The sequence below is a fragment of the Ralstonia sp. TCR112 genome, assembly GCF_007997035.1.
GTDB classification, from domain to species: domain Bacteria; phylum Pseudomonadota; class Gammaproteobacteria; order Burkholderiales; family Burkholderiaceae; genus Ralstonia; species Ralstonia edaphi.
The window spans coordinates 23,075-43,726 of sequence record NZ_VOSS01000001.1; the positions used below are offsets into that span (position 1 = coordinate 23,075).

Annotated in this window: 19 protein-coding genes and 1 pseudogene; 9 read left to right on the forward strand and 11 right to left on the reverse strand. The window is 64.0% G+C overall.

The window, feature by feature from the left end:
* A complete protein-coding gene (locus FUT88_RS00125) occupies positions 1 to 1,203 on the reverse strand; it encodes an MFS transporter (RefSeq protein ID WP_147213313.1) in 1,203 nt (400 codons plus the stop codon).
* A complete protein-coding gene (locus FUT88_RS00130; RefSeq protein WP_147213314.1) occupies positions 1,200 to 2,144 on the reverse strand; it encodes an LLM class oxidoreductase in 945 nt (314 codons plus the stop codon). The genes FUT88_RS00125 and FUT88_RS00130 overlap by 4 nt, the downstream gene beginning before the upstream one ends.
* 242 nt (positions 2,145 to 2,386) lie before the next feature.
* Here FUT88_RS00130 and FUT88_RS00135 point away from each other — a divergent pair, with 242 nt between their 5' ends.
* Positions 2,387 to 2,824, forward strand: a complete 438-nt coding sequence (locus FUT88_RS00135; RefSeq protein WP_147213315.1) for a MarR family winged helix-turn-helix transcriptional regulator — start codon at positions 2,387 to 2,389, stop codon at positions 2,822 to 2,824.
* Positions 2,825 to 2,828: 4 nt separating this feature from the next.
* Positions 2,829 to 4,646 carry a chloride channel protein gene (locus FUT88_RS00140; RefSeq protein WP_147213316.1) on the forward strand — a complete coding sequence of 606 codons (1,818 nt, stop codon included), beginning with the start codon at positions 2,829 to 2,831 and terminating at the stop codon, positions 4,644 to 4,646.
* A 9-nt stretch (positions 4,647 to 4,655) separates the two neighbouring features.
* On the opposite strand, the gene FUT88_RS00145 is transcribed toward FUT88_RS00140, so the two are convergent.
* Both FUT88_RS00145 and FUT88_RS00150 read right to left on the reverse strand, forming a co-directional pair.
* Entirely contained in the window at positions 4,656 to 6,323 is a 1,668-nt protein-coding gene (locus tag FUT88_RS00145) for a sensor domain-containing diguanylate cyclase (protein ID WP_147213317.1), read from the reverse strand.
* A gap of 1 nt (position 6,324) precedes the next feature.
* Positions 6,325 to 7,326 carry an NAD-dependent epimerase/dehydratase family protein gene (locus FUT88_RS00150; RefSeq protein WP_186829207.1) on the reverse strand — a complete coding sequence of 334 codons (1,002 nt, stop codon included), beginning with the start codon at positions 7,324 to 7,326 and terminating at the stop codon, positions 6,325 to 6,327.
* Positions 7,327 to 7,405: 79 nt separating this feature from the next.
* Here FUT88_RS00150 and FUT88_RS00155 point away from each other — a divergent pair.
* The 3 genes and pseudogenes from FUT88_RS00155 (at position 7,406) to FUT88_RS00165 (ending at position 10,469) form a co-directional block, all read left to right on the forward strand.
* Positions 7,406 to 8,454: pseudogene (locus FUT88_RS00155) on the forward strand (CDP-6-deoxy-delta-3,4-glucoseen reductase).
* Between the two features lie 271 nt (positions 8,455 to 8,725).
* Positions 8,726 to 9,913, forward strand: coding sequence for an acetylornithine transaminase (locus tag FUT88_RS00160; protein ID WP_147213319.1), 1,188 nt, complete (start codon positions 8,726 to 8,728; stop codon positions 9,911 to 9,913).
* Positions 9,914 to 9,992: 79 nt separating this feature from the next.
* Positions 9,993 to 10,469, forward strand: coding sequence for a GNAT family N-acetyltransferase (locus tag FUT88_RS00165; protein WP_147213320.1), 477 nt, complete (start codon positions 9,993 to 9,995; stop codon positions 10,467 to 10,469).
* Between the two features lie 66 nt (positions 10,470 to 10,535).
* Here the strand turns inward: FUT88_RS00165 and FUT88_RS00170 are convergent, their stop codons facing one another.
* From FUT88_RS00170 to FUT88_RS00200, 7 genes are all read right to left on the reverse strand, one after another.
* The gene (locus FUT88_RS00170) at positions 10,536 to 11,252 is read right to left on the reverse strand and encodes an ABC transporter ATP-binding protein (protein WP_004632015.1); all 717 of its coding nucleotides are present in this window, start codon (positions 11,250 to 11,252) and stop codon (positions 10,536 to 10,538) included.
* A 16-nt stretch (positions 11,253 to 11,268) separates the two neighbouring features.
* A complete protein-coding gene (locus FUT88_RS00175; RefSeq protein WP_004632013.1) occupies positions 11,269 to 12,045 on the reverse strand; it encodes an ABC transporter ATP-binding protein in 777 nt (258 codons plus the stop codon).
* A 13-nt stretch (positions 12,046 to 12,058) separates the two neighbouring features.
* Positions 12,059 to 13,186 carry an ABC transporter permease subunit gene (locus tag FUT88_RS00180; RefSeq protein WP_027680741.1) on the reverse strand — a complete coding sequence of 376 codons (1,128 nt, stop codon included), beginning with the start codon at positions 13,184 to 13,186 and terminating at the stop codon, positions 12,059 to 12,061.
* Positions 13,187 to 13,199: 13 nt separating this feature from the next.
* Positions 13,200 to 14,135 carry a branched-chain amino acid ABC transporter permease gene (locus tag FUT88_RS00185; protein ID WP_092972803.1) on the reverse strand — a complete coding sequence of 312 codons (936 nt, stop codon included), beginning with the start codon at positions 14,133 to 14,135 and terminating at the stop codon, positions 13,200 to 13,202.
* A gap of 210 nt (positions 14,136 to 14,345) precedes the next feature.
* Positions 14,346 to 15,554 (reverse strand): branched-chain amino acid ABC transporter substrate-binding protein, encoded by a 1,209-nt coding sequence (locus tag FUT88_RS00190; protein ID WP_147213321.1) that lies wholly within the window; start codon positions 15,552 to 15,554, stop codon positions 14,346 to 14,348.
* 453 nt (positions 15,555 to 16,007) lie between these two features.
* Positions 16,008 to 16,991 (reverse strand): 4-hydroxy-3-methylbut-2-enyl diphosphate reductase, encoded by a 984-nt coding sequence (gene ispH, locus FUT88_RS00195; protein ID WP_147213322.1) that lies wholly within the window; start codon positions 16,989 to 16,991, stop codon positions 16,008 to 16,010.
* A 1-nt stretch (position 16,992) separates the two neighbouring features.
* Complete coding sequence (locus FUT88_RS00200; protein ID WP_147213323.1) at positions 16,993 to 17,481, reverse strand: peptidylprolyl isomerase; 489 nt, start codon at positions 17,479 to 17,481, stop codon at positions 16,993 to 16,995.
* 118 nt (positions 17,482 to 17,599) lie between these two features.
* Between FUT88_RS00200 and radC the strand changes: the two genes are divergently transcribed.
* The 4 genes from radC to nadB all read left to right on the forward strand — a co-directional run bounded on the left by radC (position 17,600) and on the right by nadB (position 20,651).
* Positions 17,600 to 18,274 (forward strand): RadC family protein, encoded by a 675-nt coding sequence (radC, locus tag FUT88_RS00205; RefSeq protein WP_147213324.1) that lies wholly within the window; start codon positions 17,600 to 17,602, stop codon positions 18,272 to 18,274.
* Between the two features lie 180 nt (positions 18,275 to 18,454).
* Positions 18,455 to 18,688: a 50S ribosomal protein L28 gene (gene rpmB / locus FUT88_RS00210; protein ID WP_004631999.1), complete on the forward strand. Its 234-nt coding sequence runs from the start codon at positions 18,455 to 18,457 to the stop codon at positions 18,686 to 18,688.
* A 13-nt stretch (positions 18,689 to 18,701) separates the two neighbouring features.
* Complete coding sequence (gene rpmG, locus FUT88_RS00215; RefSeq protein WP_003262397.1) at positions 18,702 to 18,872, forward strand: 50S ribosomal protein L33; 171 nt, start codon at positions 18,702 to 18,704, stop codon at positions 18,870 to 18,872.
* 177 nt (positions 18,873 to 19,049) lie between these two features.
* Complete coding sequence (gene nadB, locus FUT88_RS00220) at positions 19,050 to 20,651, forward strand: L-aspartate oxidase (protein WP_147213325.1); 1,602 nt, start codon at positions 19,050 to 19,052, stop codon at positions 20,649 to 20,651.
* Position 20,652: the final 1 nt, after the last annotated feature.

Consider the following 20,652-nt stretch of genomic DNA (forward strand, 5'->3'; position numbering starts at 1 on the left):
TCAGGGGTTCATGGCAAGGCGCGTCCGGCGCTGCACGACGTGCAGGCCAACCAGTGCAAGCCCTGCCGCAGCAATCACCGCGCCGACAATCGGCACCGCCGCGTAGCCCAGGCCTGCGGAGATGGCCGCACCGCCCGCTGCCGCGCCCAGGGCATTGCCGAGGTTGAACGCGCCCACGTTGACCGACGATGCAAGGCCCGGCGCCTCAGCCGCGGCGCGCATCACGCGCATCTGCAGCGGCGGCACGACCGCGAAGGTGGCAATGCCCCACACCAGCAGCGCGGCGGCTGCACCGACGTGCGTCTTGGCCAGCACGGGAAACGCGAGCATCGTCACGATCAGCAGCAACAGGAAGCCGATCAGGCTGCCGTCGAGCGAGCGATCGGCCAGGCGGCCGCCAGCAATGTTGCCGATCGAAAAACCGATGCCGATCAACACCAGCATGGCCGTCACGAACGCCGGCGAGGCGCCGGTCAGCTGTGCAAGCGTCGGTGCAACGTACGTGTAAAGCGTGAACATCGCGCCGGCACCGAGCACCGTCGTGGCAAGCGCGCCAAGCACGACGGGACGTGTCAGCACGGCCAGTTCGGCGCGCAGGTTGGGCATCTTGCCGGCATCACCCTTCGGCAGTGCGGTGAACAGGCCTGCGATGGCGATGAGACCCAGGCTTGCCGTGGCGGCAAACGACATGCGCCAGCCGATCATCTGGCCCAGCCACGTCGCGGCCGGCACGCCGCCCACGTTGGCGATCGTCAGTCCCATGAACATCGTTGCCACAGCGCTGGCCTGCTTCTCGCGCGGCACAAGGCTGGCGGCCACCACGGAACCCAGCCCGAAGAACGCGCCGTGGTTGAGGCTGGTGACGAGCCGGGCGAGCAGCAGCGTCGTGTAATCCGGCGCGACGGCCGACAGCAGGTTGCCGATGGTGAAGATGCTCATCAGCGCGATCAGCGCCTTGCGGCGCGGCCACCGTGCGAGCAACAGCGTCATGATCGGCGCGCCGACCATCACGCCGATGGCGTATGCGCTGATCAGCATGCCGGCCTGCGGAATCGATACATGCACGCCGTCGGCAATCACGGGCAGCAGGCCCATCGGCGAGAACTCGGTGGTGCCGATGCCAAAGGCGCCGGCGGCAAGCGCGAGCAGCGGCAGCGTCGCGCTGCTGCGTTCGCGCTCGGTGGAAGTTTGGATGGAATTCATGCGGTGTACTCCAAGGCAGAGGAATGGAAAGCGGGCAGGACCTCTGCCGCGATTTCCGCAAACGTTTCAGCAAGCGGGCGACGATTCCGGCGGAAATGCAGCCCGATATGCTGCACACCGGCTTCGCGCATCGCCGCCAATTCTTCGGACAGTGCGATGCGCCCCCCGCGCGCGCCAAAGCGATGACGCTGCAGCGGTTCGTGCGGGTCTTCCGCCAGGTCGAGGTGGATGAAGCTCACGTAGGGCTTGTCGCCGGCAACGGCACGCCATGCGGCGGCGCGTTGCGCGTGGTCGGCCGGCGTGCCCGGATAGGCGAGGCAACCGTCCATGTGTGCGCCGATCCAGGCCGGCGTCTGTTGCGCGAGGCCGGCCACCAGCAGCGGAAGCGGCGTCCGCACGGCCGGAAGGATTTCCAAGCCGGCGGGCAAGCTGCCCCGCGCGCCGTCACGCAGTAGCGCGATCTGGTCGCGGAAGCTGGCGCCGCGCGATTCGAAGTCGCGCCCGAAGAGCGGATATTCCACAGGCCGGTCACCGCTGGCCACGCCGAGCAGCAGACGGCCGCCGCTCAGTTCCTGAATCGTCGCGGCCGATTTGAGCGTCAGCAGCGGCTCGCGCAGCGGCAGCACAACAGCCGCCGTGCCGAGCAGGATGTTGCGGGTGATGCCGGCCAGATAGCCCAGATACGAGAACACTTCGAACACCTGCGCGGCATCGCCGAATGCGGGGTCGTAGACCGGCACATCGCGCACCCACAAGGCGCGAAAGCCGAGCGAGTCCGCGAGTTGCGCGAGCTTTGCGTGGTGCTCGATATCGGGCACACCGTGGCGGCGCCCATCACGCAGGCGCTTGGCATCCCCGGAGGGGGACCAATCGTTGTCGAGCGGCAGCTCGATACCAATGCTGAAGCCGCCGTGTGTCAGTTTGTCGAGTGTGGGGGACATGGTTTTGGCCGGTCCAAGGGCGCTGAAGGCGGAGCGCCCCCAACCGGTGTAATGAGCATGGACCGCAGTGTGCGGGCTCAACCTTTGCAGAAAAACCCGCCGGTTGACGAAACAGTCTTGATTGCCAATCAACAATCCATGCGATCCCGAGTGCACTCGAGGTGCGCAAGACAGCAACAGGGCGCGCTTTTCACAATATGTCACGCCGTGATATATTCCGCCACGAACCGCTTGATTCCGCCATGTCTACCCCCAGCCGACCTTTGTCCAAACAGGATTTCGAGAGTCTGTCCGATTTCCGCTACCACCTGCGCCGCTTCCTGCGCGCCTCCGAAGATCTGATCCACGCCAAGGGCATCACGCCGCTGCAGTACCAGTTGCTGCTGCACGTGAAAGGCTATGCCGGGCGCGAATGGGCCACCGTCGGCGAACTGGCCGAACGCCTGCAGGCCGCGCCGCACGGCACGGCGGCGCTCGTCACGCGTTGCGAAGAAGCGGGCCTGGTCGAACGTCGCCAGAGCGACACCGACGCGCGCCAGGTCGAAGTCCATCTCTCCAGGAAGGGTGACCACCTCGTCGCGCTGCTGGCCGGACTGCACCAGAGTGAGCTGTCGACCTTCAGCCGCGCCTTCAAGATCCCGCACCTCGATCACCCCGCCGAACCCTCCGCCGAGCAGTAACCTCATGCAAACCCTTGAACACCAACAGCACCGGCGCGATTTTGCGACCGACACCACGCTGTTCCGCACCACAGCGCTGGCGGTCGTCATCGCGGCGTTTGCCACGCTGGCAGCCGTGGTGCTGCTCAACCTGATCCGCTTCTTCACCAACCTGTTCTTCTTCCAGACGCTGTCGCTGGCCGACCGCTCGCCGGCCACCAACACGCTCGGCGCATGGGTGATTGCGGTGCCGCTCATCGGCGGGCTGATCGTTGGGCTGATGGCGCGCTTCGGCTCGGAGAAGATCCGCGGCCACGGCATTCCCGAGGCCATCGAGGCCATCCTGTTCGGCAAGAGCAAGATGTCGCCGAAGGTGGCGGTGCTCAAGCCGCTGTCGTCGGGCATCGTGATCGGCAGCGGCGGTCCGTTCGGCGCGGAAGGCCCGATCATCATGACCGGCGGCGCGATCGGCTCGCTGTTCGCGCAGTTCTTCAAGCTGACCGCCGCCGAGCGCAAGACGCTGCTGGTGGCCGGCGCCACGGCCGGCATGACTGCCGTGTTCGGCACGCCCGTGGCGGCGCTGCTGCTGGCGGTGGAGCTGCTGCTGTTCGAATGGCGCCCCCGAAGCATGCTGCCGGTGGCGGTGGCATGTGCCGTGGCGGGCTTCCTCCGCGTTTTGGTGCTGGAGCCCGGTCCGCTCTTCCCGCTGGAAACCGCGCCCGCGACGCTGCCTGCGCTGGGCTCCTGCGTGGTCGCCGGGTTGCTGTGCGGCGCGCTGGCACGCTCGCTGTCGATGGCGCTGTACAAAACCGAAGACCTGTTCGGCCGCCTGCCGATCCACTGGATGTGGTGGCCGGCCATCGGTGGCCTGGTGGTGGGCATCGGCGGCTATTTCGAGCCGCGAGCGCTGGGCGTCGGCTACGACGTCATCGGCGATTTGCTGCACAACCATCTCGCCATCCGCGTTGCGCTGGCGCTGCTGGTGGTCAAGGCCATCATCTGGGTGATCGCGCTGGGCTCCGGCACGTCGGGCGGTGTGCTCGCTCCGCTGCTGATGATGGGCGCTGGTCTTGGTGTGCTCATCGGCCCGGTGCTGCCCGGTGGCGACGCAGCCCTGTGGCCGCTCGTGTGCATGGCCGCCATGCTGGCCGGTGTGCTGGGCGCCCCGCTCACGGCCATCGTCTTCGCCTTCGGGCTCACACACGACGTGAACGCCCTGCTGCCGATTCTGCTGGCGGTCGCGGTGTCCTACGGCTTTGTCGTGCTGACCATGCCCCGCTCGATCATGACCGAGAAGATCGCGCGCCGCGGCTTCCACATCTATCGCGAATACGCTGTCGATCCGCTCGAGCGCCACGCCGTCGATGAGGTGATGACGCGTTCGGTACAAACCATCGACGCACAGTCCACGCTGGCCGATACACTCGCCAACCGCTTTGGTCCCAAGCAGGCGCATCGTGCGTTTCCGGTGGTGCGAGGCGGCCCGAATGGCACGTTGATCGGCATGCTGGACCGCGATGCGCTGCTGGCGGGCCAGAAGCGCGGCGCCGTCACCGTGGCCGAGTTGTTTGGTGCGAATGCCCCCGTGATGGCGCTGCCCGGCGAGACCTGCCGCATCGTCGCCACGCGCCTCGCAGTGCATGGGTTGGAGCGGCTGCCGGTGGTGGCTGATTCGCAATCGCGCGCGCTGGTGGGCATTGTCTCGCGCAGCGATCTGGTCAAGCCGTCGCTGGCGTTCTTTGATGAGGAACAGCGCCGCGAGCGTTTCCGACGTGGGCCGCTCGTGGGCACGCGCACGCACCTCGAACTGCGCCGCCGACGCGCTGGCCGCGTCGCGCGTTAGTCGCTCGTCTCAGCCGGCCACGTGCCGGTTGCGCCCGCTTTCCTTGGCGCGATACAGCGCCAGATCGGCGCGCTTCAGCATCTCCGACGCCGTATCGCCCGGCCGGCAGACCGTCATGCCCATGCTGACGGTCATCGACAGCCCGGTCGGGAAACTCTCGTCGGTCTCGGCGACCGCCGTACGCAGGCGCTCCACCACCTCGGTGGCCGTTTCCAGCGTGGTGCGCCCCATCACCATGGCGAATTCCTCGCCGCCCAAACGCCCAACCAGGTCACTGCTGCGCAGCACGCCCGTGGCAAGCGACGCAAAGCGCTGCAGCGCCATGTCGCCCACGGCGTGGCCCCATGTGTCGTTGATCCGCTTGAAGTGGTCCAGATCGGCCAACACGAGAACAAGCGGCTCGGCGCGATTGTGGGAACGCGTGAGCACCGTGTCGAACAGCGCGAGGAAGCGCCGGCGCGTCAGCACGCCCGTCAGATGGTCGAAATGCGCCTCGTTGGCGAGCGCGCTGTTGGTGCGCTGCAGCCGCTGGTTCAGATGGCGCGTCACGCGGTGGTGCTGCCGCTCGCGCACCAACGACCACGCCACCAGCGCGAATGTCGCCAGCACGCTCACGAACAACACGAAACCGATCATGCGATTGCGCGCATGGTTGGCGATCTGCTGGCCCCACGTCGGCAGCGGCTCGGCCACGACAACGGTGAGGTCCGCACTCGCATTGCGCGACACGGTGAGCGATGGCGTCGCGCTGCCCTCGCGCCAGGCCAGCGTATCGCGCACCTCGGCTGGCACCCAGCCGGGCACGTCGTGATGCGCCTTCGCGGTGGGCTGATAGGGCCAGGGTTCGAAGTCGACGCGCTGGTAGGCGTTGTACCGGTCGCTGGCACCCATGCGCTGCAAGCGCGCATCGGGCAGGATCTTGCCCACCAGCGACGCATCGGTCGACAGGATGATCAAGCCGTTCGGATCGGCCACCAGCGACGTCGGATGCGACACCCAGTGCTGCAGCCTTGCAAGACTCACCTTGGTGCCCATCGCCGCGACCAGGTAACCACCGGCGTCATACACCGGCGCGGCGAAGAAGAGGCCCGGCACGCCCGTCACCCGCCCGACCGTGAACTGCTCGCCCAGGCCGCCCAGCATCGCCTCCTTCATGTAAGGCTGCATGCTCGACTGCACGCCGACGAACGAATCGGCATGGCCGGCGTTATTGGAGAGCACCACGTAATTGTGCTGGTTGACGACCCACAGGTAGTCCAGCCCGAGGTTGCCTGCGGTGGCGTCCAGGAATGCATCGATGTCGACCACTTCCGGATGCGACCTGGCCTCTTGGGCCCGCGAGCCCTGATCCATCAGGTTCCAGCGCCGGGTGTCGACGCGCTCCACTGCCCGCGGAATGGCATCGATCTGGGCGAGCGTCTGCGGCAACGCGCGCAGCAGCGCCACGTCGGCCGTGATCTGGCTCGACATCCCCTCCGCCACCTGCGCAGCCAGCTGCCGCCGCGCGGCGACCATCTGCTGCATCTCGCGCGCACTCATCGAATCGGCCACGAAGCACGCGGCAAACCAAGAGACGCCTACACCCACCACCGCGGCCGACAGCCAAAGCGCCAACCGCGCAGCGCGCAGCCGGGCGCCGAGCGACGGCGGTGCAGGGGCGGGCGCAGGCGCCTTCATGTCAGGCCCCGCTACTGAGGAAATCGGCCACCGTCGGGTAGCGCAGCGCCACGCGCAACTCGCGCGCAAGCCGCGTGTTGCGCAGCCGCCGCGATTCGCTCATGAAAGACAGCAGCGACGGCTCGATCTGCTGGATCGCCTCGGCGCGCGAAATGCGCGGCGGCCGCTGCAAGCCGCGCGCGTCGGCTACGGCGTCAAAGTAATCGCCCATGCGCAGCTCCGATGCGTCGCTTGCATGCACAACGCGCTGCGGCTTCCCCCGGAACAGCGCGGCAATGACAGCGCGCGCGAGGTCGTCGGCGTGGATGTGGTTGGTGTAGACATCGTCCTCGGCGCGCAAGGCGGGGGTACCGCGCTGGAGCCGCGCGACGGGCAGCCGGTCAGCCGCATAGATGCCGGGAATACGCAAGATAGACGTGCGCCAGCCGCCGCCCGCGCCGAACCAGCGCACACGACGCTCCGCAGCGACACGGCGCTGGGCACGCGCCGTGGTTGGCTTTACCGGCCGGGATTCGTCGACCCAGGCACCGCCCGCATCGCCGTAGACGCCGCTGGTGCTGGCGTACACGAACGCGCGCGCTTGGAAGTGAGTTTTCAAGCGGCCAGTGAAGCCCCCCGACCTGCGCGCCTGCTCGGGTAAAATGCGACGTTTTGTGGCCCGGGGAACCGGGGCCGGGCCCGCCAGCGCATGCAGTAACGCGGCGGTACGCGGATCATCGTTGCCGGCAGAAGGCGGCGGCGCGAGATGCAGCACGCGGGGGCTTAACCCTCGCAGGCGGCGCAGCGATGCGGCATCGTCCAGATTGGCGACAATCGGCACGGCACCGGCTTCGCGCAACGCAGCGCGACCCTCAAGGCGCGAGGTGACGGCAAAGACGCGAAAACGCGTGCGAAGCATCGCCAGGCAGCGTTGCCCGACATCGCCGCAGCCGACGATCACCACGCGGGGACGGCCCAAGCGCAGTGCAGATTGGGATGGCCGAGCGACTGACTGATTCACCATCGGACGTGCTGCCGGATTGACCACCATTGCATGCCCATCAGGGCGACCAGACACTCTTTTCAACATATTCGGATTGTAGATGGCTTACCAGATCAACGTGCTGCCCAGCGGCCGCCAGTTCCAGGCCGAAGACGGCGAGACCATCCTTGCAGCGGCGCTGCGCCAGGGCATCGGCCTTCCGTATGGCTGCAAGAACGGCGCGTGCGGCTCATGCAAGGGCCTCGTGCGCGAAGGCTCCATCGTTCAGGGCAACCACTCGCCCAACGCGCTGAGCGCCCAAGAGGCCACCGAAGGCCGCGCGCTGTTCTGCTGCGCCACGCCCGCCACGGACGTCACCATCGAAGTGCGCGAAGTGCACGGCGCCGGCGATGTCCCCATCAAGAAGATCCCATGCCGCGTCGCGTCGCTGGAGAAGGCCGCGCCGGACGTCACCATCGTCAAGCTGCAACTGCCTGCCACCGAGCGTATGCAATTTCTGGCCGGGCAGTACGTGGAATTCCTCCTGCGCGACGGCAAGCGCCGCAGCTACTCGATCGCCAACCCGCCGCACGACGACGGCCCGATCGAGCTGCACATCCGCCACATGCCGGGCGCGCCTTTACCGACTACGTGTTTGGTGCCAAGGAAGGCGCCCCGGCCATGAAGGAGCGCGACATCCTGCGCTTCGAGGGTCCGCTGGGCAGCTTCTTCCTGCGCGAAGAATCCGACAAGCCGATCATCCTGCTGGCCTCGGGCACCGGTTTCGCACCCATCAAGGCAATCATCGAGCATGCCCAGTTCATCGGCAGCACACGGCCGATGACGCTGTACTGGGGCGGCCGCCGGCCGCAAGACCTGTACATGCACGCCAAGGCCGAAGAATGGGCGCGCACGCTGCCGAACTTCACGTACGTGCCGGTCGTCTCCAACGCCCTGCCCGAAGACGCCTGGACGGGCCGCACCGGCTTCGTCCACCAAGCCGTGATGGCCGACCACCCCGATCTGTCGGGCCACGAGGTCTACGCCTGCGGCGCGCCGGTGGTGATCAACTCCGCCCGCACGGACTTCGCTGCCCAGTGCGGGATGCATCCGGACGCGTTCTTCGCCGATTCCTTCACCTCGGAGGCAGACCTTCACCCGGCCGGCTGACGTTGCACAAATCCCAAGAAGGCCAAAATTTCGTTTTGACTTGACTTGGCATCCGTCTTATTCTTGCGCCTTATGAACCAAGCCCTGCACCTCCGACGCCGCCGTACGTTGCTCCCCCCGGGAAGCCACGCGGCTGTCTGCTGATTGCATATCGGGTTCACAGGATTCGACGATCACAAGGCCACGGGGCGCCCCCCGTGGCCTTTGTCTTTTTCCAACGCGCGTTTTTTCGGTTTTTCATCTTCCTGCCGCCTTTTTCTGGAGCTTTGCCATGGCGTTTGCTGACTACCCCGTCCAGTCCCTGATGTACATCACCAACCGGCCCGAGATCGTCTTCACCGAAGGCAAGGGCTCGTGGCTGACGGACCACAACGGCAAGCGATACCTGGACTTCGTGCAAGGCTGGGCCGTCAACTGCCTCGGTCACTGCAACGACGGCATGATCGAAGCGCTGAACGCACAGGCCCGGAAGCTGATCAACCCGAGCCCGGCGTTCTACAACGAGCCGATGGCCAAGCTGGCCGGCCTGCTGACGGCGCACAGCTGCTTCGACAAGGTGTTCTTCGCCAACAGCGGCGCCGAAGCCAACGAAGGCGCCATCAAGCTCGCCCGCAAGTGGGGCAAGAAGCATAAGAACGGCGCCTTCCAGATCATCACGTTCGACCACAGCTTCCACGGCCGCACGCTCGCCACCATGAGCGCATCCGGCAAGGCAGGCTGGGACACCATCTTCGCGCCGCAGGTGCCGGGCTTCCCGAAGGCCATCCTGAACGACATCGCCTCGGTCGAGGCGCTCATCACCGACGAGACGGTCGGCGTGATGCTTGAGCCGGTGCAAGGCGAAGGCGGCGTGCTGCCGGCCACGCCGGAATTCATGCAGCAACTGCGCGCGCTGACCAAGAAGCACAAGATCCTGTTGATCGTTGATGAAGTGCAGGCCGGGTGCGGCCGCTGCGGCACGCTCTTCGCCTACCAGCTCTCGAACATCGAGCCGGACATCATGACGCTGGGCAAGGGCATCGGCGGCGGCGTGCCGCTGTCGGCCCTGCTGTGCACCGATGAAGTTGCGAGCTTCGAAGCCGGCGACCAGGGCGGCACCTACAACGGCAACCCGCTGATGACGGCCGTTGGCTGCTCGGTGATCGAGCAACTGCTGGCGCCGGGCTTTCTGGCAGGCGTGGAAGAACGCGGCGCCTATCTGCGCACGCAGCTGCTCAAGCTGAGCGAAGAGTTCGGCCTGGCCGGCGAGCGCGGAAACGGTCTGCTGCGCGCCCTGCTGCTCGGCAAGGACATCGGCGGCCAACTGGTTGAAGCGGCACGCGAGATGAATCCGACGGGCCTGCTGCTGAACGCCCCGCGTCCGAACATCCTCCGTTTCATGCCTGCGCTGAATGTGACGACCGAAGAAATCGACACGATGATCGGCATGCTGCGCACGTTGCTGAAGGCGCACGCCTAAGGCGCACCGCATTAACCCGGGCGGCGCGCAATGCGTCGCCCCTGCATCGCCCTCCCCTGTTTCCACTCTGAGGTTTGCCATGGCCGTGACGCGAGAAGTTCCGGCCACGGGGATCGTTTTGTCCGATGATTCCGCGTGGCTTCCGCTGGACCAGATTTACCAGTTCCTCTCACAGGAAACGTATTGGGCCCGCGGCCTGCCGCGCGACGTGTTCGACCGATCCGTCGCGAACTCGCTGTGCTTTGCCGCCTATCGACGGAACGACGATGGCTCGCATGGCGATCTCGTGGGCTTTGCGCGGGTCATTACCGACCGCGCGACGTTTGCGTATCTGTGCGATGTGTTCGTGCTGCCGGCATGGCGTGGGAAAGGCGTCTCGCACGCGCTGATGGATTTTCTGCGTGAGCATCCGGACCTGCAGACGCTACGGCGCACAGTGTTAGTGACAACGGGCGCCGACTGGCTTTATCGCAAGCATGGCTTTACCGATGTGCCCGAGGGCATTGGCTTCATGCAATTGCATCGGCCGAACATCTACACAGCCACGTCGGCCTGAAACGTCTAGCACGCGCAAAGAAAAAGCCCCGCGATTGCGGGGCTTCTTCATGATGCTTAAGGGTGCTTATTCGCCCAGGTAGGCGGCGCGCACCTTCGGGTCGTCGAGCATCTGCTTGGCATCGCCGCTCATGGTGATGAGACCGGAGTCCATCACGTAGCCGCGGTGCGCAGCCTGCAACGCCAGACGCGCGTTCTGCTCGACGAGCAGCACGGTCACGCCTTGCGCCGAGATGTCGCGCACGACCTCGAAGATCTTCTCGACCATGATCGGCGAGAGACCCATCGACGGCTCGTCCAGCAGCAGCAGCTTCGGTTGGCTCATCAGCGCACGCGCCATGGCCAGCATCTGCTGCTCACCGCCCGACATCGTGCCGGCCAGCTGGTTTGCACGTTCCTTCAGACGCGGGAAGATGCCGAACATGCGGTCGATGTCGGCCTTGATGTTGGCCTCGTCGTTGCGCGTGAAGGCGCCCATCTGCAGGTTCTCGGTGATGGTCATGCGCGCGAACACGCCGCGGCCTTCCGGCACCATCGCCAGGCCCTGCTTGAGCAGGTTGTAGCTCGGCACGCCCTTGATGGACTTGCCCAGATACTGCACATCACCGCCGGCCCAGCCCTGCAGGCCGGTGATGGCCTTCATGGTGGTCGTCTTGCCGGCGCCGTTGGCACCGATCAGCGTGACCAGTTCACCTTCGCGAATCTCCAGATCCACGCCCTTGACCGCCTGGATGCCGCCGTACGCGACCTTCAGGCTGTCGATCTTCAACATTACTGGTTTCATATTCCGTTCCTCTGCGTCAGTGCGCTGACGCGCCGAGGTAGGCCTCGATCACGGCCGGGTTGCTCTGCACTTCCTGCGGCAGACCTTGGGCGATCACCTTGCCGTAATCGAGCACGGTCAGGCGATTGCACAGGCCCATCACCAGCTTCACGTCGTGCTCGATCAGCAGGATGGTCTTGCCGTCGGAACGGATCTTGTCGAGCAGGCCACGGAGTTCCACCTTTTCCGTGGCGTTCATGCCGGCGGCCGGCTCGTCCAGGGCCAGCAGCTTGGGCTGCGTGGCCAGGGCACGGGCGATTTCCAGACGACGCTGGTGACCGTACGACAGGTTGCGCGCCGTGTAGTTGGCGTACTTGCCGATGCCGACGTAATCCAGCAGGTCGTGCGCCCAGTCTTCGATCGACTGCTCTTCTTCGCGTGCCGCCTTGGTGCGGAACACCGCGCCGATCAGGCCGGCCTTGGTGCGGACGTGGCGGCCGACCATGACGTTTTCCGCCGCAGTCATGTCGCCAAACAGGCGGATGTTCTGGAACGTGCGCGCAATGCCGGCCTTGGCCACTTCATGCACCGCGGTCGGCTGGTAGGGCGTGCCGCCCAGCACGAATTCGCCGGCATCCGGCGTGTACAGCCCCGTGATGACGTTGAAGAACGTGGTCTTGCCGGCGCCGTTCGGGCCGATCAGGCCGTAGATTTCGCCTTCGCGAATTTCCAGGCTCACGTCGGACAGCGCTTGCAGGCCGCCGAAACGCTTCTGGACTCCTCGGATCGAGAGGAGGACGTTGTTGTTGCTCATGTGCGTGCCTCCATCAGATACGGGACAGTCCACCAGCCCGCTGCTTTTGCGGACGGTCTTCCTTGCGCGGCGAGGGCCACAGGCCCGCAGGGCGATACAGCATCACCACCACCATCGCCAGGCCGAACAGCAGCTGACGAAGCACTTCCGCTTCCACGATCACATGGCCGAACAGCTTGTTCTGCACCGGCTCGGCCAGCGCACGCAGCAACTCCTGGAAACCGACCAGCAGAATGCCGCCCAGGATCACGCCCGGGATATGGCCCATGCCGCCCAGCACCACGATCGCCAGGATGTAGATCGACTCCCACAGCACGAACGATTCCGGCGACACGAAGCCCTGGAACGACGCGAACATCGCACCCGACACACCACCGAACGACGCACCCATCGCAAAGGCCAGCAGCTTGATGTTGCGCGTGTTGATGCCCATCGCCTTGGCGGCGATTTCATCTTCACGCAGCGCCACCCATGCACGACCGATACGCGAGTTCTGCAACCGCAGGCACACGATGATGATGATCGCGGCCAGGATCACGAACAGGTAGTAGTACATGTAGACCGAGTCGAAGCGGATGCCGAAGAAATCGTGGCGCTTCGAAAAGTCGAACCCGAAGATCTTGACCGGCTCGATCAGGTTGATGCCCTTCGGACCGTTGGTGATGTTGACCGGGCGGTCGAGGTTGTTCATGAAGATCCGGATGATTTCACCAAAGCCCAGCGTCACGATGGCGAGGTAGTCACCGCGCAGCTTCAGCACCGGCGTGCCCAGCAGAATGCCGAACAGCGCCGCAAGCCCGGCACCCAGCGGAATCACCCACCAGACGATGAGGTGCAGCCCATTGGGGAACAGGTTGTGGATCCACTCGAACTGGTTGGTCAGGTGCGGCGAACCCAGCAACGCCATCATGTAGGCGCCCACCGCGTAGAACGCGATGTAGCCCAGGTCGAGCAGGCCGGCAAAGCCGACCACGATGTTCAGGCCCAGGGCCAGCATGATGTACAGCAGTGCGAAGTCCAGCACGCGTACCCAGTAGTTGCCACCTGCGGCTCCCACGATGAACGGCGCGAAGATCGCAAGGATCAGGAAGCCGTACAACGCGGCGCGCGTCTTCATCGGCGCTTTGAAATTTTCTGTCATGGCGCTCCCCTTCTTATGCGCGGTCCGCAACGCGTTCACCCATGATGCCGGACGGGCGGAACAGCAGCACGCCAATCAGCACGATGAATGCGAACACATCCTGGTAGTTCGAACCGAACACACCGCCAGTCAGATCGCCGATATAACCGGCACCCAGTGCTTCGATCAGGCCCAGCAGCATGCCGCCGACCATGGCGCCGGCCAGGTTGCCGATGCCGCCCAGCACTGCGGCGGTAAACGCCTTCAGGCCAGGGATGAAGCCCATGTAGAAGTGGGCGTTGCCATAGTTGGTCGCCATCATCACGCCAGCGACCGCTGCCATGGCAGCACCGATCATGAAGGTGGCGGAGATCACGAAGTTCGGGTTGACGCCCATCAGGCCTGCCACACGCTGGTTCTCGGCGGTCGCGCGCATCGCACGGCCGAGCTTGGTGCGGTTGACCAGCAGGATCAGCCCGACCATCACCAGGATCGACACCACGATGATGACGATTTCCTTGCCCGTAATCGTTGCGCCCGTGGAGCCGATATCAATCGGGCTCGAAGGCAGCAGTTGCGGGAAGGTGAGCGGGTTGCGCGACCAGATCATCATCGCCAGCGTCTGCAGCACGATCGACACGCCGATGGCGGTGATCAGCGGCGCCAGGCGCGGCGCATTGCGCAGCGGCCGGTAAGCGACACGTTCGATGGTGTAGGCCACGATGGCGCAGACCGGCATTGCAAACAGCAACGCGAACACCAGCGTGAGCCAGTCAGGCAGATTGGGGAAGTACTTCTGGAGGAAGTTGATGGCAGTCAGGGCAGACATTGCACCGACCATCAGAACATCGCCGTGGGCGAAGTTGATGATGCCGAGAATACCGTAGACCATGGTGTAGCCAAGTGCGATCAGCGCGTAAATGCTGCCGAGCACCAGACCGTTCACGATCTGCTGGATAAAGATATCCATGAGAACAGCTCCTGCTATGCCTTGCTTTGTTGTAGGCGACGGGATGACGTGCCCGCAAGGTATGCGATCAATCGGATGGGTAAGGTGAGGTTGCTGGTAAGCGGCCTGCCGAACGCGCCCATGGTGAGGGCCTTGTGTAACTGGCGAGGCTATAAAAAACGGCACCGCTAGGGTAGGCGCGGTGCCGTTTTCAGGGCGGTAGCCCTTCGATTACATCTTCACAACGTCAAGAACGCTCTTCTTCTTGTCCTTGTAGTTGTACAGGGTGATGGAACCTTGCTTCAGGTCACCCTTGTCGTCGAACGCGATGTTGCCGATCACGCCGTTGTAGTTGGTTGCCGGCATGGCAGCCAGGATCTTGGCCGGATCGGCCGAGTTGGCACGCTTCATCGCGTCGATGATCACGTTGACGGCGTCATACGTGAACGGTGCGTAGATCTGCACCGGCGTGTTGAAGCGCGCTTGGTACTTCTTCTCGAAGTCTGCGCCCTTCTCCATCTTCGACAGCGCCAGGCCTGCTTCCGAGCAGACGATGTTGTCGATTGCGTCGCCAGCCAGTTCGGCCACCTTGTCGGTACACACGCCGTCGCCGCCAACGATCTTGGCCGTGATGCCCAGTTCCTTGGCTTGCTTGGCGAACGGACCACCGGTGGCGTCCATGCCGCCGTACATGATCACGTCCGGCTTCTTGCCCTTGATCTTGGTCAGAATGGCCTTGAAGTCGGTCGCCTTGTCGTTGGTTGCCTCACGCGCGACGACGTTCACGCCGCCAGCCTTCGCGGTCTTCTCGAACTCGTCGGCCAGGCCCTTACCGTAGGCGGTGGCATCGTCAACGATGGCCACGGTCTTGGCGCCCAGGGTCTTGGCGGCGTAGTTCGCCAGAGCCGGACCTTGTTGCGCGTCGGTTGCAACCACGCGGTAGGTCGTCTTGAAGCCTTGCTTGGTGTAGTCGGGGTTGGTCGACGACGGCGAGATCTGCACGATGCCTGCATCGCTGTAGATCTTCGAGGCCGGGATCGAAACGCCCGAGTTCAGGTGGCCGACGACGGCAACAACGTGCTCGTCAACCAGCTTCTGCGCCACGGCGGTACCCGTCTTGGGGTCGCCCGCATCGTCTTCACCGACCAGTTCCAGCTTGATCTTCTTGCCGTCGATGGTCAGGCCTTCCTTGTTGGCTTCTTCAACGGCCAGACGTGCACCGTTTTCGTTGTCTTTGCCAAGGTGAGCAATACCGCCCGTGAGCGGAGCCGCGTGACCGATCTTGACGACGGTCTCGCCGCCACCGGCAGCAGCAGCCGGAGCCGACGTTGCTGCAGGTGCAGCAGCTTGGTCTGCGGGCTTTTCCTCGTTCTTACCGCAAGCTGCTACGAGTGCCACGGCAGCCGCAAGCGGCAGAACTTTGGCAAACTTAATTTGCATGAGTGATCTCCTAGATCTCGCAAGAGCAAGAAGAGCGTCCTGCCTCCCGGCCGCTCCCCCTGCGCCGATTGTTTCAATTTGAAACGCGCGAATTGTATCCCCTTTTATTGCGGATGCAATACGCGTCGCAACAACGATTTTTACAGTAACTACGCCGCTTTACGGGCTTTCCCCAATGCCCAAACAGGCGTCATTTCGCGCAGGCATTCGCGAACGGCGCATAGCCATATCAAGAAGCATGCCAGACTAGGGGAAACCCCCTACCCATGCGGCTTGGCGGGCGATTGCCACGATAAATCAAGGCTTCGCCGGTGTTGAAGAGGTTTTTGCAACGCACAAAACAAAACGGCCACTCCCCGAAGAAGTGGCCTTGATTCCTCAAAAGCGCTTTATGCACCGCATTAGGGCGCACAGTTTTTGTGCGCTTTTAAGTGGGCATTTACATAAACGCATTCAATTGATTTGAAGCCCCCTCGGAAGGGGGAAGGACATGTTTTCCTGGATACCGTCCAGCGGACGCACGGTACGCGCGCCCAGCGCCTTGAGCCGATCGACAATCGACTGCGCCAGCTCTTCGGGCGCCGATGCCCCGGCCGTCAGGCCCACCCGGCGCTTGCCGGCCACCCATTCGGGCTTTACCTGTTCAGGCGTATCCACCATATAGGCAGGCACGCCCAGCTTTTCGGCCAACTCACGCAGACGATTCGAGTTCGAGCTGTTCGGGCTGCCGACCACGATCACCACTTCCACCTGCGGCGCCATGAACTTCACGGCGTCCTGGCGATTCTGCGTCGCGTAGCAAATGTCCTGCTTCTTGGGCTCGTGCACGGCCGGATAGCGCGCCTTGATGGCCGCCACGATCTCCTGGGTCTCGTCCACCGACAACGTGGTCTGTGTCACGTAAGCCAGTCGCGTCGGGTCTTTCACTTCGAGGTGCGCAACATCATCGACGGACTCGACCAGCAGCATGCCGTCGTTGGCCTGCCCCATGGTGCCCTCCACCTCGGGATGACCCTTGTGCCCAATCATGATGATCTCGAAACCCTGCGCACGCATCTTCGAGACTTCGACGTGCACCTTGGTCACCAGCGGGCAGGTCGCATCGAACACGCGCAGACCGCGCGCCTCGGCCGCCTCACGCACCGCCCGCGACACACCATGCGCGCTGAAGATCACCGTGCCGCCCACAGGCACATCATCGAGTTCCTGCACGAACACCGCGCCCTTGTTGCGCAGATCGCCCACCACATAGGCGTTGTGCACGATCTCGTGACGCACGTAAATGGGCGCGCCAAACAGCTCCAAGGCGCGCTCGACGATCTCGATGGCGCGATCCACGCCGGCGCAGAAGCCGCGCGGCTGCGCCAACAGAACCTCTGCGTCGGCCTGGGTGACAGGATCAATGGGATCGAGCGGGGCGTTCACGGCATTGCTCATATCAAAGAATGCCGATCAGCTGGACTTCAAACACGATCGTCTGGCCGGCCAGCGGATGGTTGAAGTCGAACAGCGCGGAGGTCTCGCCGACTTCCTTCAGCACGCCGGCATATTTACCGCCGCTGGGCGCATTGAATTCAACCAGGTCGCCCGGCTGGTAGTCCTCTTCGAACGAAGAGTTTTCCCGCAGCGTGGCCAGCGACACGCGCTGCAGCAGTTCTGGATTGCGCGGGCCGAACGCATGCTCGGGCGCCAGGCGGAATGTCGTGCGCTCGCCCTCGCGCATACCGAGCAACGCCTGCTCCAGCGTCGGCGCCATCTGGCCCTGGCCGAGCAGCAGCGTGGCCGGCTTGTCGTCGAAGGTGGTGACGATATCCGTGTCGTTTTCCAGCGCGATGCGGTAGTGCAGCGTCAGAAATGAATCTGGGCCGACCACCTTGCCTGCGCCGCCTGGCGCCGTCGCGGACGCCTCGTTCACCAAATTTTGCACGCTCAACCTGCTTGACCAAAAAGTAACCCGTTATTGTACGTCAGCCATCCGCGCGGCCGCAGGCGTGTCGCGCGCCGCACTCCCGCTGGCAGGGCCTTTCTTCCGTTCATCGCATCCTATGGCAATCGTCGACTGGCCCGCCCACGAGCGGCCCCGAGAAAAGCTGCTCGCCCACGGCCCCGCCGCCCTCTCCGATGCGGAGCTGCTGGCCATCTTCCTGCGCGTCGGCATGCCGGGCAAAAGCGCCGTCGACCTCGCTCGCGAACTGCTGGCGCACTTTGGATCACTTGGGCGGCTGTGCCATGCCTCACAAGAGGAGTTCTCGTCGATCAACGGTATGGGCCCCGCCAAGTACGCACAGCTGCACGCGCTGCTGGAAGTTGCCCGGCGCGCGCTGAAGGAAGACTTCACCCAGGGGCAGACCTTCGAGTCTCCACAAAGCGTGAAGGATTTTCTGCGCCTGACACTCGGCCACCGGCCGCACGAAGTCTTCGCCTGCTTCTTTCTAGATGTACGGCACCGGCTGATCGCCTGGGAAGAACTCTTCCGCGGCACACTGACCGAAGCCCGCGTCTACCCGCGCGAGATCGCCAAGCGCGCACTCCATCACAATGCAGCCGCAGTGATCCTTGCCCACAACCACCCTACCGGCAACACCGAACCCAGCGAGTCCGACATCACCCTGACACGCGAGCTGCGCCGTGCACTGGCCACGCTCGATGTGATCGTTCTGGATCACATGATCGTTGGCCGCAGCCATGTCTACGGCTTCCTGGAACACGGCAAAATGTAGTGCCGAGGCCGCATCGGGCGGTGCCCAACAGCAATCCATCGATCTCGTTGATTTGTCAGCGGTTTTGTGTGTATAATCCGCGTTTCGCTGAAGTCCCACCTCTACAGTGGCGCTGCGCTTGGTTTTGGTCCCATCGCCCGGTCGCAAACTGTAGCCAACGAATTTAGTTAGGAGTGCTCCATGGCACGCGTCTGTCAAGTGACCGGGAAAGCGCCGATGGTCGGCAATAACGTTTCCCACGCAAACAACAAGACCAAGCGCCGTTTTCTGCCGAACCTGCAGAATCGCCGCTTCTGGGTCGAATCCGAAAACCGCTGGGTGAGCCTGCGCGTCTCGAACGCTGGTCTGCGCCTGATCGATAAAAAAGGCATCGACGAAGTGCTCGTGGACCTGCGCGCACGCGGCGAAGTCTAATTAGGAGTTAAACATGGCCAGCAAAGGCGGACGCGACAAGATCAAGCTGGAATCGACCGCAGGTACGGGTCATTTCTACACGACCACCAAGAACAAGCGCACCAAGCCGGAAAAGATGGAGATCATGAAGTTCGATCCCGTCGCCCGCAAGCACGTCGCTTACAAGGAAACCAAGATCAAGTAATCCTCGCGGATTGCGCATCTTGTTTCCGTCGGCATGACCGACAGCAAAAACCCGCTCTCAGGCGGGTTTTTTGTTGCCTGCTGTTTGGCGCATGCTGCGGTGTACACTGCTTCTCTTTCCGATTGACACGCGACTGTGTTACCTCCAGCCGCGCCCGCACCGCATCCCGCGTCTTCCATGAATTTCGATGTTGCCGTTGTTGGCAGCGGCTTGGCGGGCCTGACCGTCGCCCTGCACCTAGCCGATCACCGTCGCGTGGTCGTCATCAGCAAACGCAGCCTGCCGGAAGGCGCCAGCGATTGGGCACAGGGCGGCATTGCCGCAGTGCTCGATTCAGGTGACAGCCATGACGAGCACGTCGACGACACGCTCATTGCCGGGGCAGGACTGTGCGATGAGGCCGCTACGCGCTACATCGTCGAAAACGGCCGCGCTGCCATTGAATGGCTGATTGGCCATGGCGTGCCTTTTACGCGCGACGAGCAGGCCGAACTCGGCTTCCACCTGACGCGTGAAGGCGGCCATCGCCATCGACGCATCATCCACGCCGCCGATGCCACCGGCCATGCCGTGGTCACGACGCTGGTTGAGAAGGTGCGCAATCACCCGAACATCACGCTGCTGGAAGACCATTTCGCGATCGACCTGATTACCGACGCGAAGCTGGGCCTGCCCGGCATGCGCTGCCATGGCCTCTACGCACTCGACATTGCGTCAGGCCACGTCAAGACGATTACCGCGAGCCAAACCGTGATGGCCACGGGCGGTGCGGGCAAGGTCTATCTCTATACGACGAATCCGGACACGGCCAGCGGCGACGGCATCGCCATGGCATGGCGCGCGGGCTGCCGTGTGGCGAACATGGAGTTCATCCAGTTCCACCCCACGTGCCTGTACCACCCGTTCGCGAAGTCCTTCCTGATTACCGAAGCTGTGCGCGGCGAAGGCGGCAAGCTGATCCTGCCCGACGGCACGCGCTTCATGCCTGCGCACGATGAGCGAGCGGAGTTGGCGCCGCGCGATATCGTCGCCCGCGCCATCGACTTTGAGATGAAGAAGCGCGGCCTGGACTGCGTCTATCTCGATATCAGCCATCAGAGCCCGGCGTTCCTCAAGGAACATTTCCCGACCATCATGGCGCGCTGCCTGGAGCTTGGCATCGACATCACGCGCCAACCGATTCCGGTCGTGCCGGCAGCGCACTACACGTGCGGCGGCGTGGTGACGGACCATCTTGGCCGCACGGATATCGCTGGCCTGTACGCCGTCGGCGAGACGGCTTACACCGGCCTGCACGGCGCCAACCGCCTAGCGAGCAATTCGTTGCTCGAATGCATGGTGATCGGGCGCGGCGCGGCGGAAGACATCCTCGCGCAACCGGCCTCCGGCCCAACGTCGGTGCAGATTCCCGCATGGGACGAAAGCCGCGTGACCGATCCCGATGAGGAAGTCGTCGTCTCGCACAACTGGGACGAACTGCGCCGCATGATGTGGAACTACGTCGGCATCGTGCGCACGAACAAGCGGCTTGAGCGCGCGCAGCACCGCATTGCCCTGTTGCGCGAAGAAATTACGGAGTACTACGCCAACTTCCGCGTGAGCCACGATCTGCTGGAATTGCGCAACCTCGTCGAGGCTGCCTCGCTGATCGTCGACAGCGCGCTGTCACGGCATGAGAGTCGCGGCCTGCATTTCTCGCGCGACTACCCCGAAACGCTTCCCAAGGCGCTGCCGACGGTCATGCAGCCGACCCATCGGCAAATCGCCCGGAAACGCTGAG

What these genes read in the sequence shown, in the direction of transcription:
- FUT88_RS00180 (WP_027680741.1), bottom strand. Translation starts at nt 13,186, where the DNA reads ATGACAGAAAATTTCAAAGCGCCGATGAAGACGCGCGCCGCGTTGTAC.
- nadB (WP_147213325.1), top strand. Translation starts at nt 19,050, where the DNA reads ATGAATTTCGATGTTGCCGTTGTTGGCAGCGGCTTGGCGGGCCTGACC.
- FUT88_RS00165 (WP_147213320.1), top strand. Translation starts at nt 9,993, where the DNA reads ATGGCCGTGACGCGAGAAGTTCCGGCCACGGGGATCGTTTTGTCCGAT.
- FUT88_RS00145 (WP_147213317.1), bottom strand. Translation starts at nt 6,323, where the DNA reads ATGAAGGCGCCTGCGCCCGCCCCTGCACCGCCGTCGCTCGGCGCCCGG.
- FUT88_RS00190 (WP_147213321.1), bottom strand. Translation starts at nt 15,554, where the DNA reads ATGCAAATTAAGTTTGCCAAAGTTCTGCCGCTTGCGGCTGCCGTGGCA.
- FUT88_RS00175 (WP_004632013.1), bottom strand. Translation starts at nt 12,045, where the DNA reads ATGAGCAACAACAACGTCCTCCTCTCGATCCGAGGAGTCCAGAAGCGT.
- FUT88_RS00135 (WP_147213315.1), top strand. Translation starts at nt 2,387, where the DNA reads ATGTCTACCCCCAGCCGACCTTTGTCCAAACAGGATTTCGAGAGTCTG.
- FUT88_RS00140 (WP_147213316.1), top strand. Translation starts at nt 2,829, where the DNA reads ATGCAAACCCTTGAACACCAACAGCACCGGCGCGATTTTGCGACCGAC.
- FUT88_RS00170 (WP_004632015.1), bottom strand. Translation starts at nt 11,252, where the DNA reads ATGAAACCAGTAATGTTGAAGATCGACAGCCTGAAGGTCGCGTACGGC.
- FUT88_RS00160 (WP_147213319.1), top strand. Translation starts at nt 8,726, where the DNA reads ATGGCGTTTGCTGACTACCCCGTCCAGTCCCTGATGTACATCACCAAC.
- rpmG (WP_003262397.1), top strand. Translation starts at nt 18,702, where the DNA reads ATGGCCAGCAAAGGCGGACGCGACAAGATCAAGCTGGAATCGACCGCA.
- ispH (WP_147213322.1), bottom strand. Translation starts at nt 16,991, where the DNA reads ATGAGCAATGCCGTGAACGCCCCGCTCGATCCCATTGATCCTGTCACC.
- FUT88_RS00185 (WP_092972803.1), bottom strand. Translation starts at nt 14,135, where the DNA reads ATGGATATCTTTATCCAGCAGATCGTGAACGGTCTGGTGCTCGGCAGC.
- radC (WP_147213324.1), top strand. Translation starts at nt 17,600, where the DNA reads ATGGCAATCGTCGACTGGCCCGCCCACGAGCGGCCCCGAGAAAAGCTG.
- rpmB (WP_004631999.1), top strand. Translation starts at nt 18,455, where the DNA reads ATGGCACGCGTCTGTCAAGTGACCGGGAAAGCGCCGATGGTCGGCAAT.
- FUT88_RS00150 (WP_186829207.1), bottom strand. Translation starts at nt 7,326, where the DNA reads ATGGTGAATCAGTCAGTCGCTCGGCCATCCCAATCTGCACTGCGCTTG.
- FUT88_RS00130 (WP_147213314.1), bottom strand. Translation starts at nt 2,144, where the DNA reads ATGTCCCCCACACTCGACAAACTGACACACGGCGGCTTCAGCATTGGT.
- FUT88_RS00125 (WP_147213313.1), bottom strand. Translation starts at nt 1,203, where the DNA reads ATGAATTCCATCCAAACTTCCACCGAGCGCGAACGCAGCAGCGCGACG.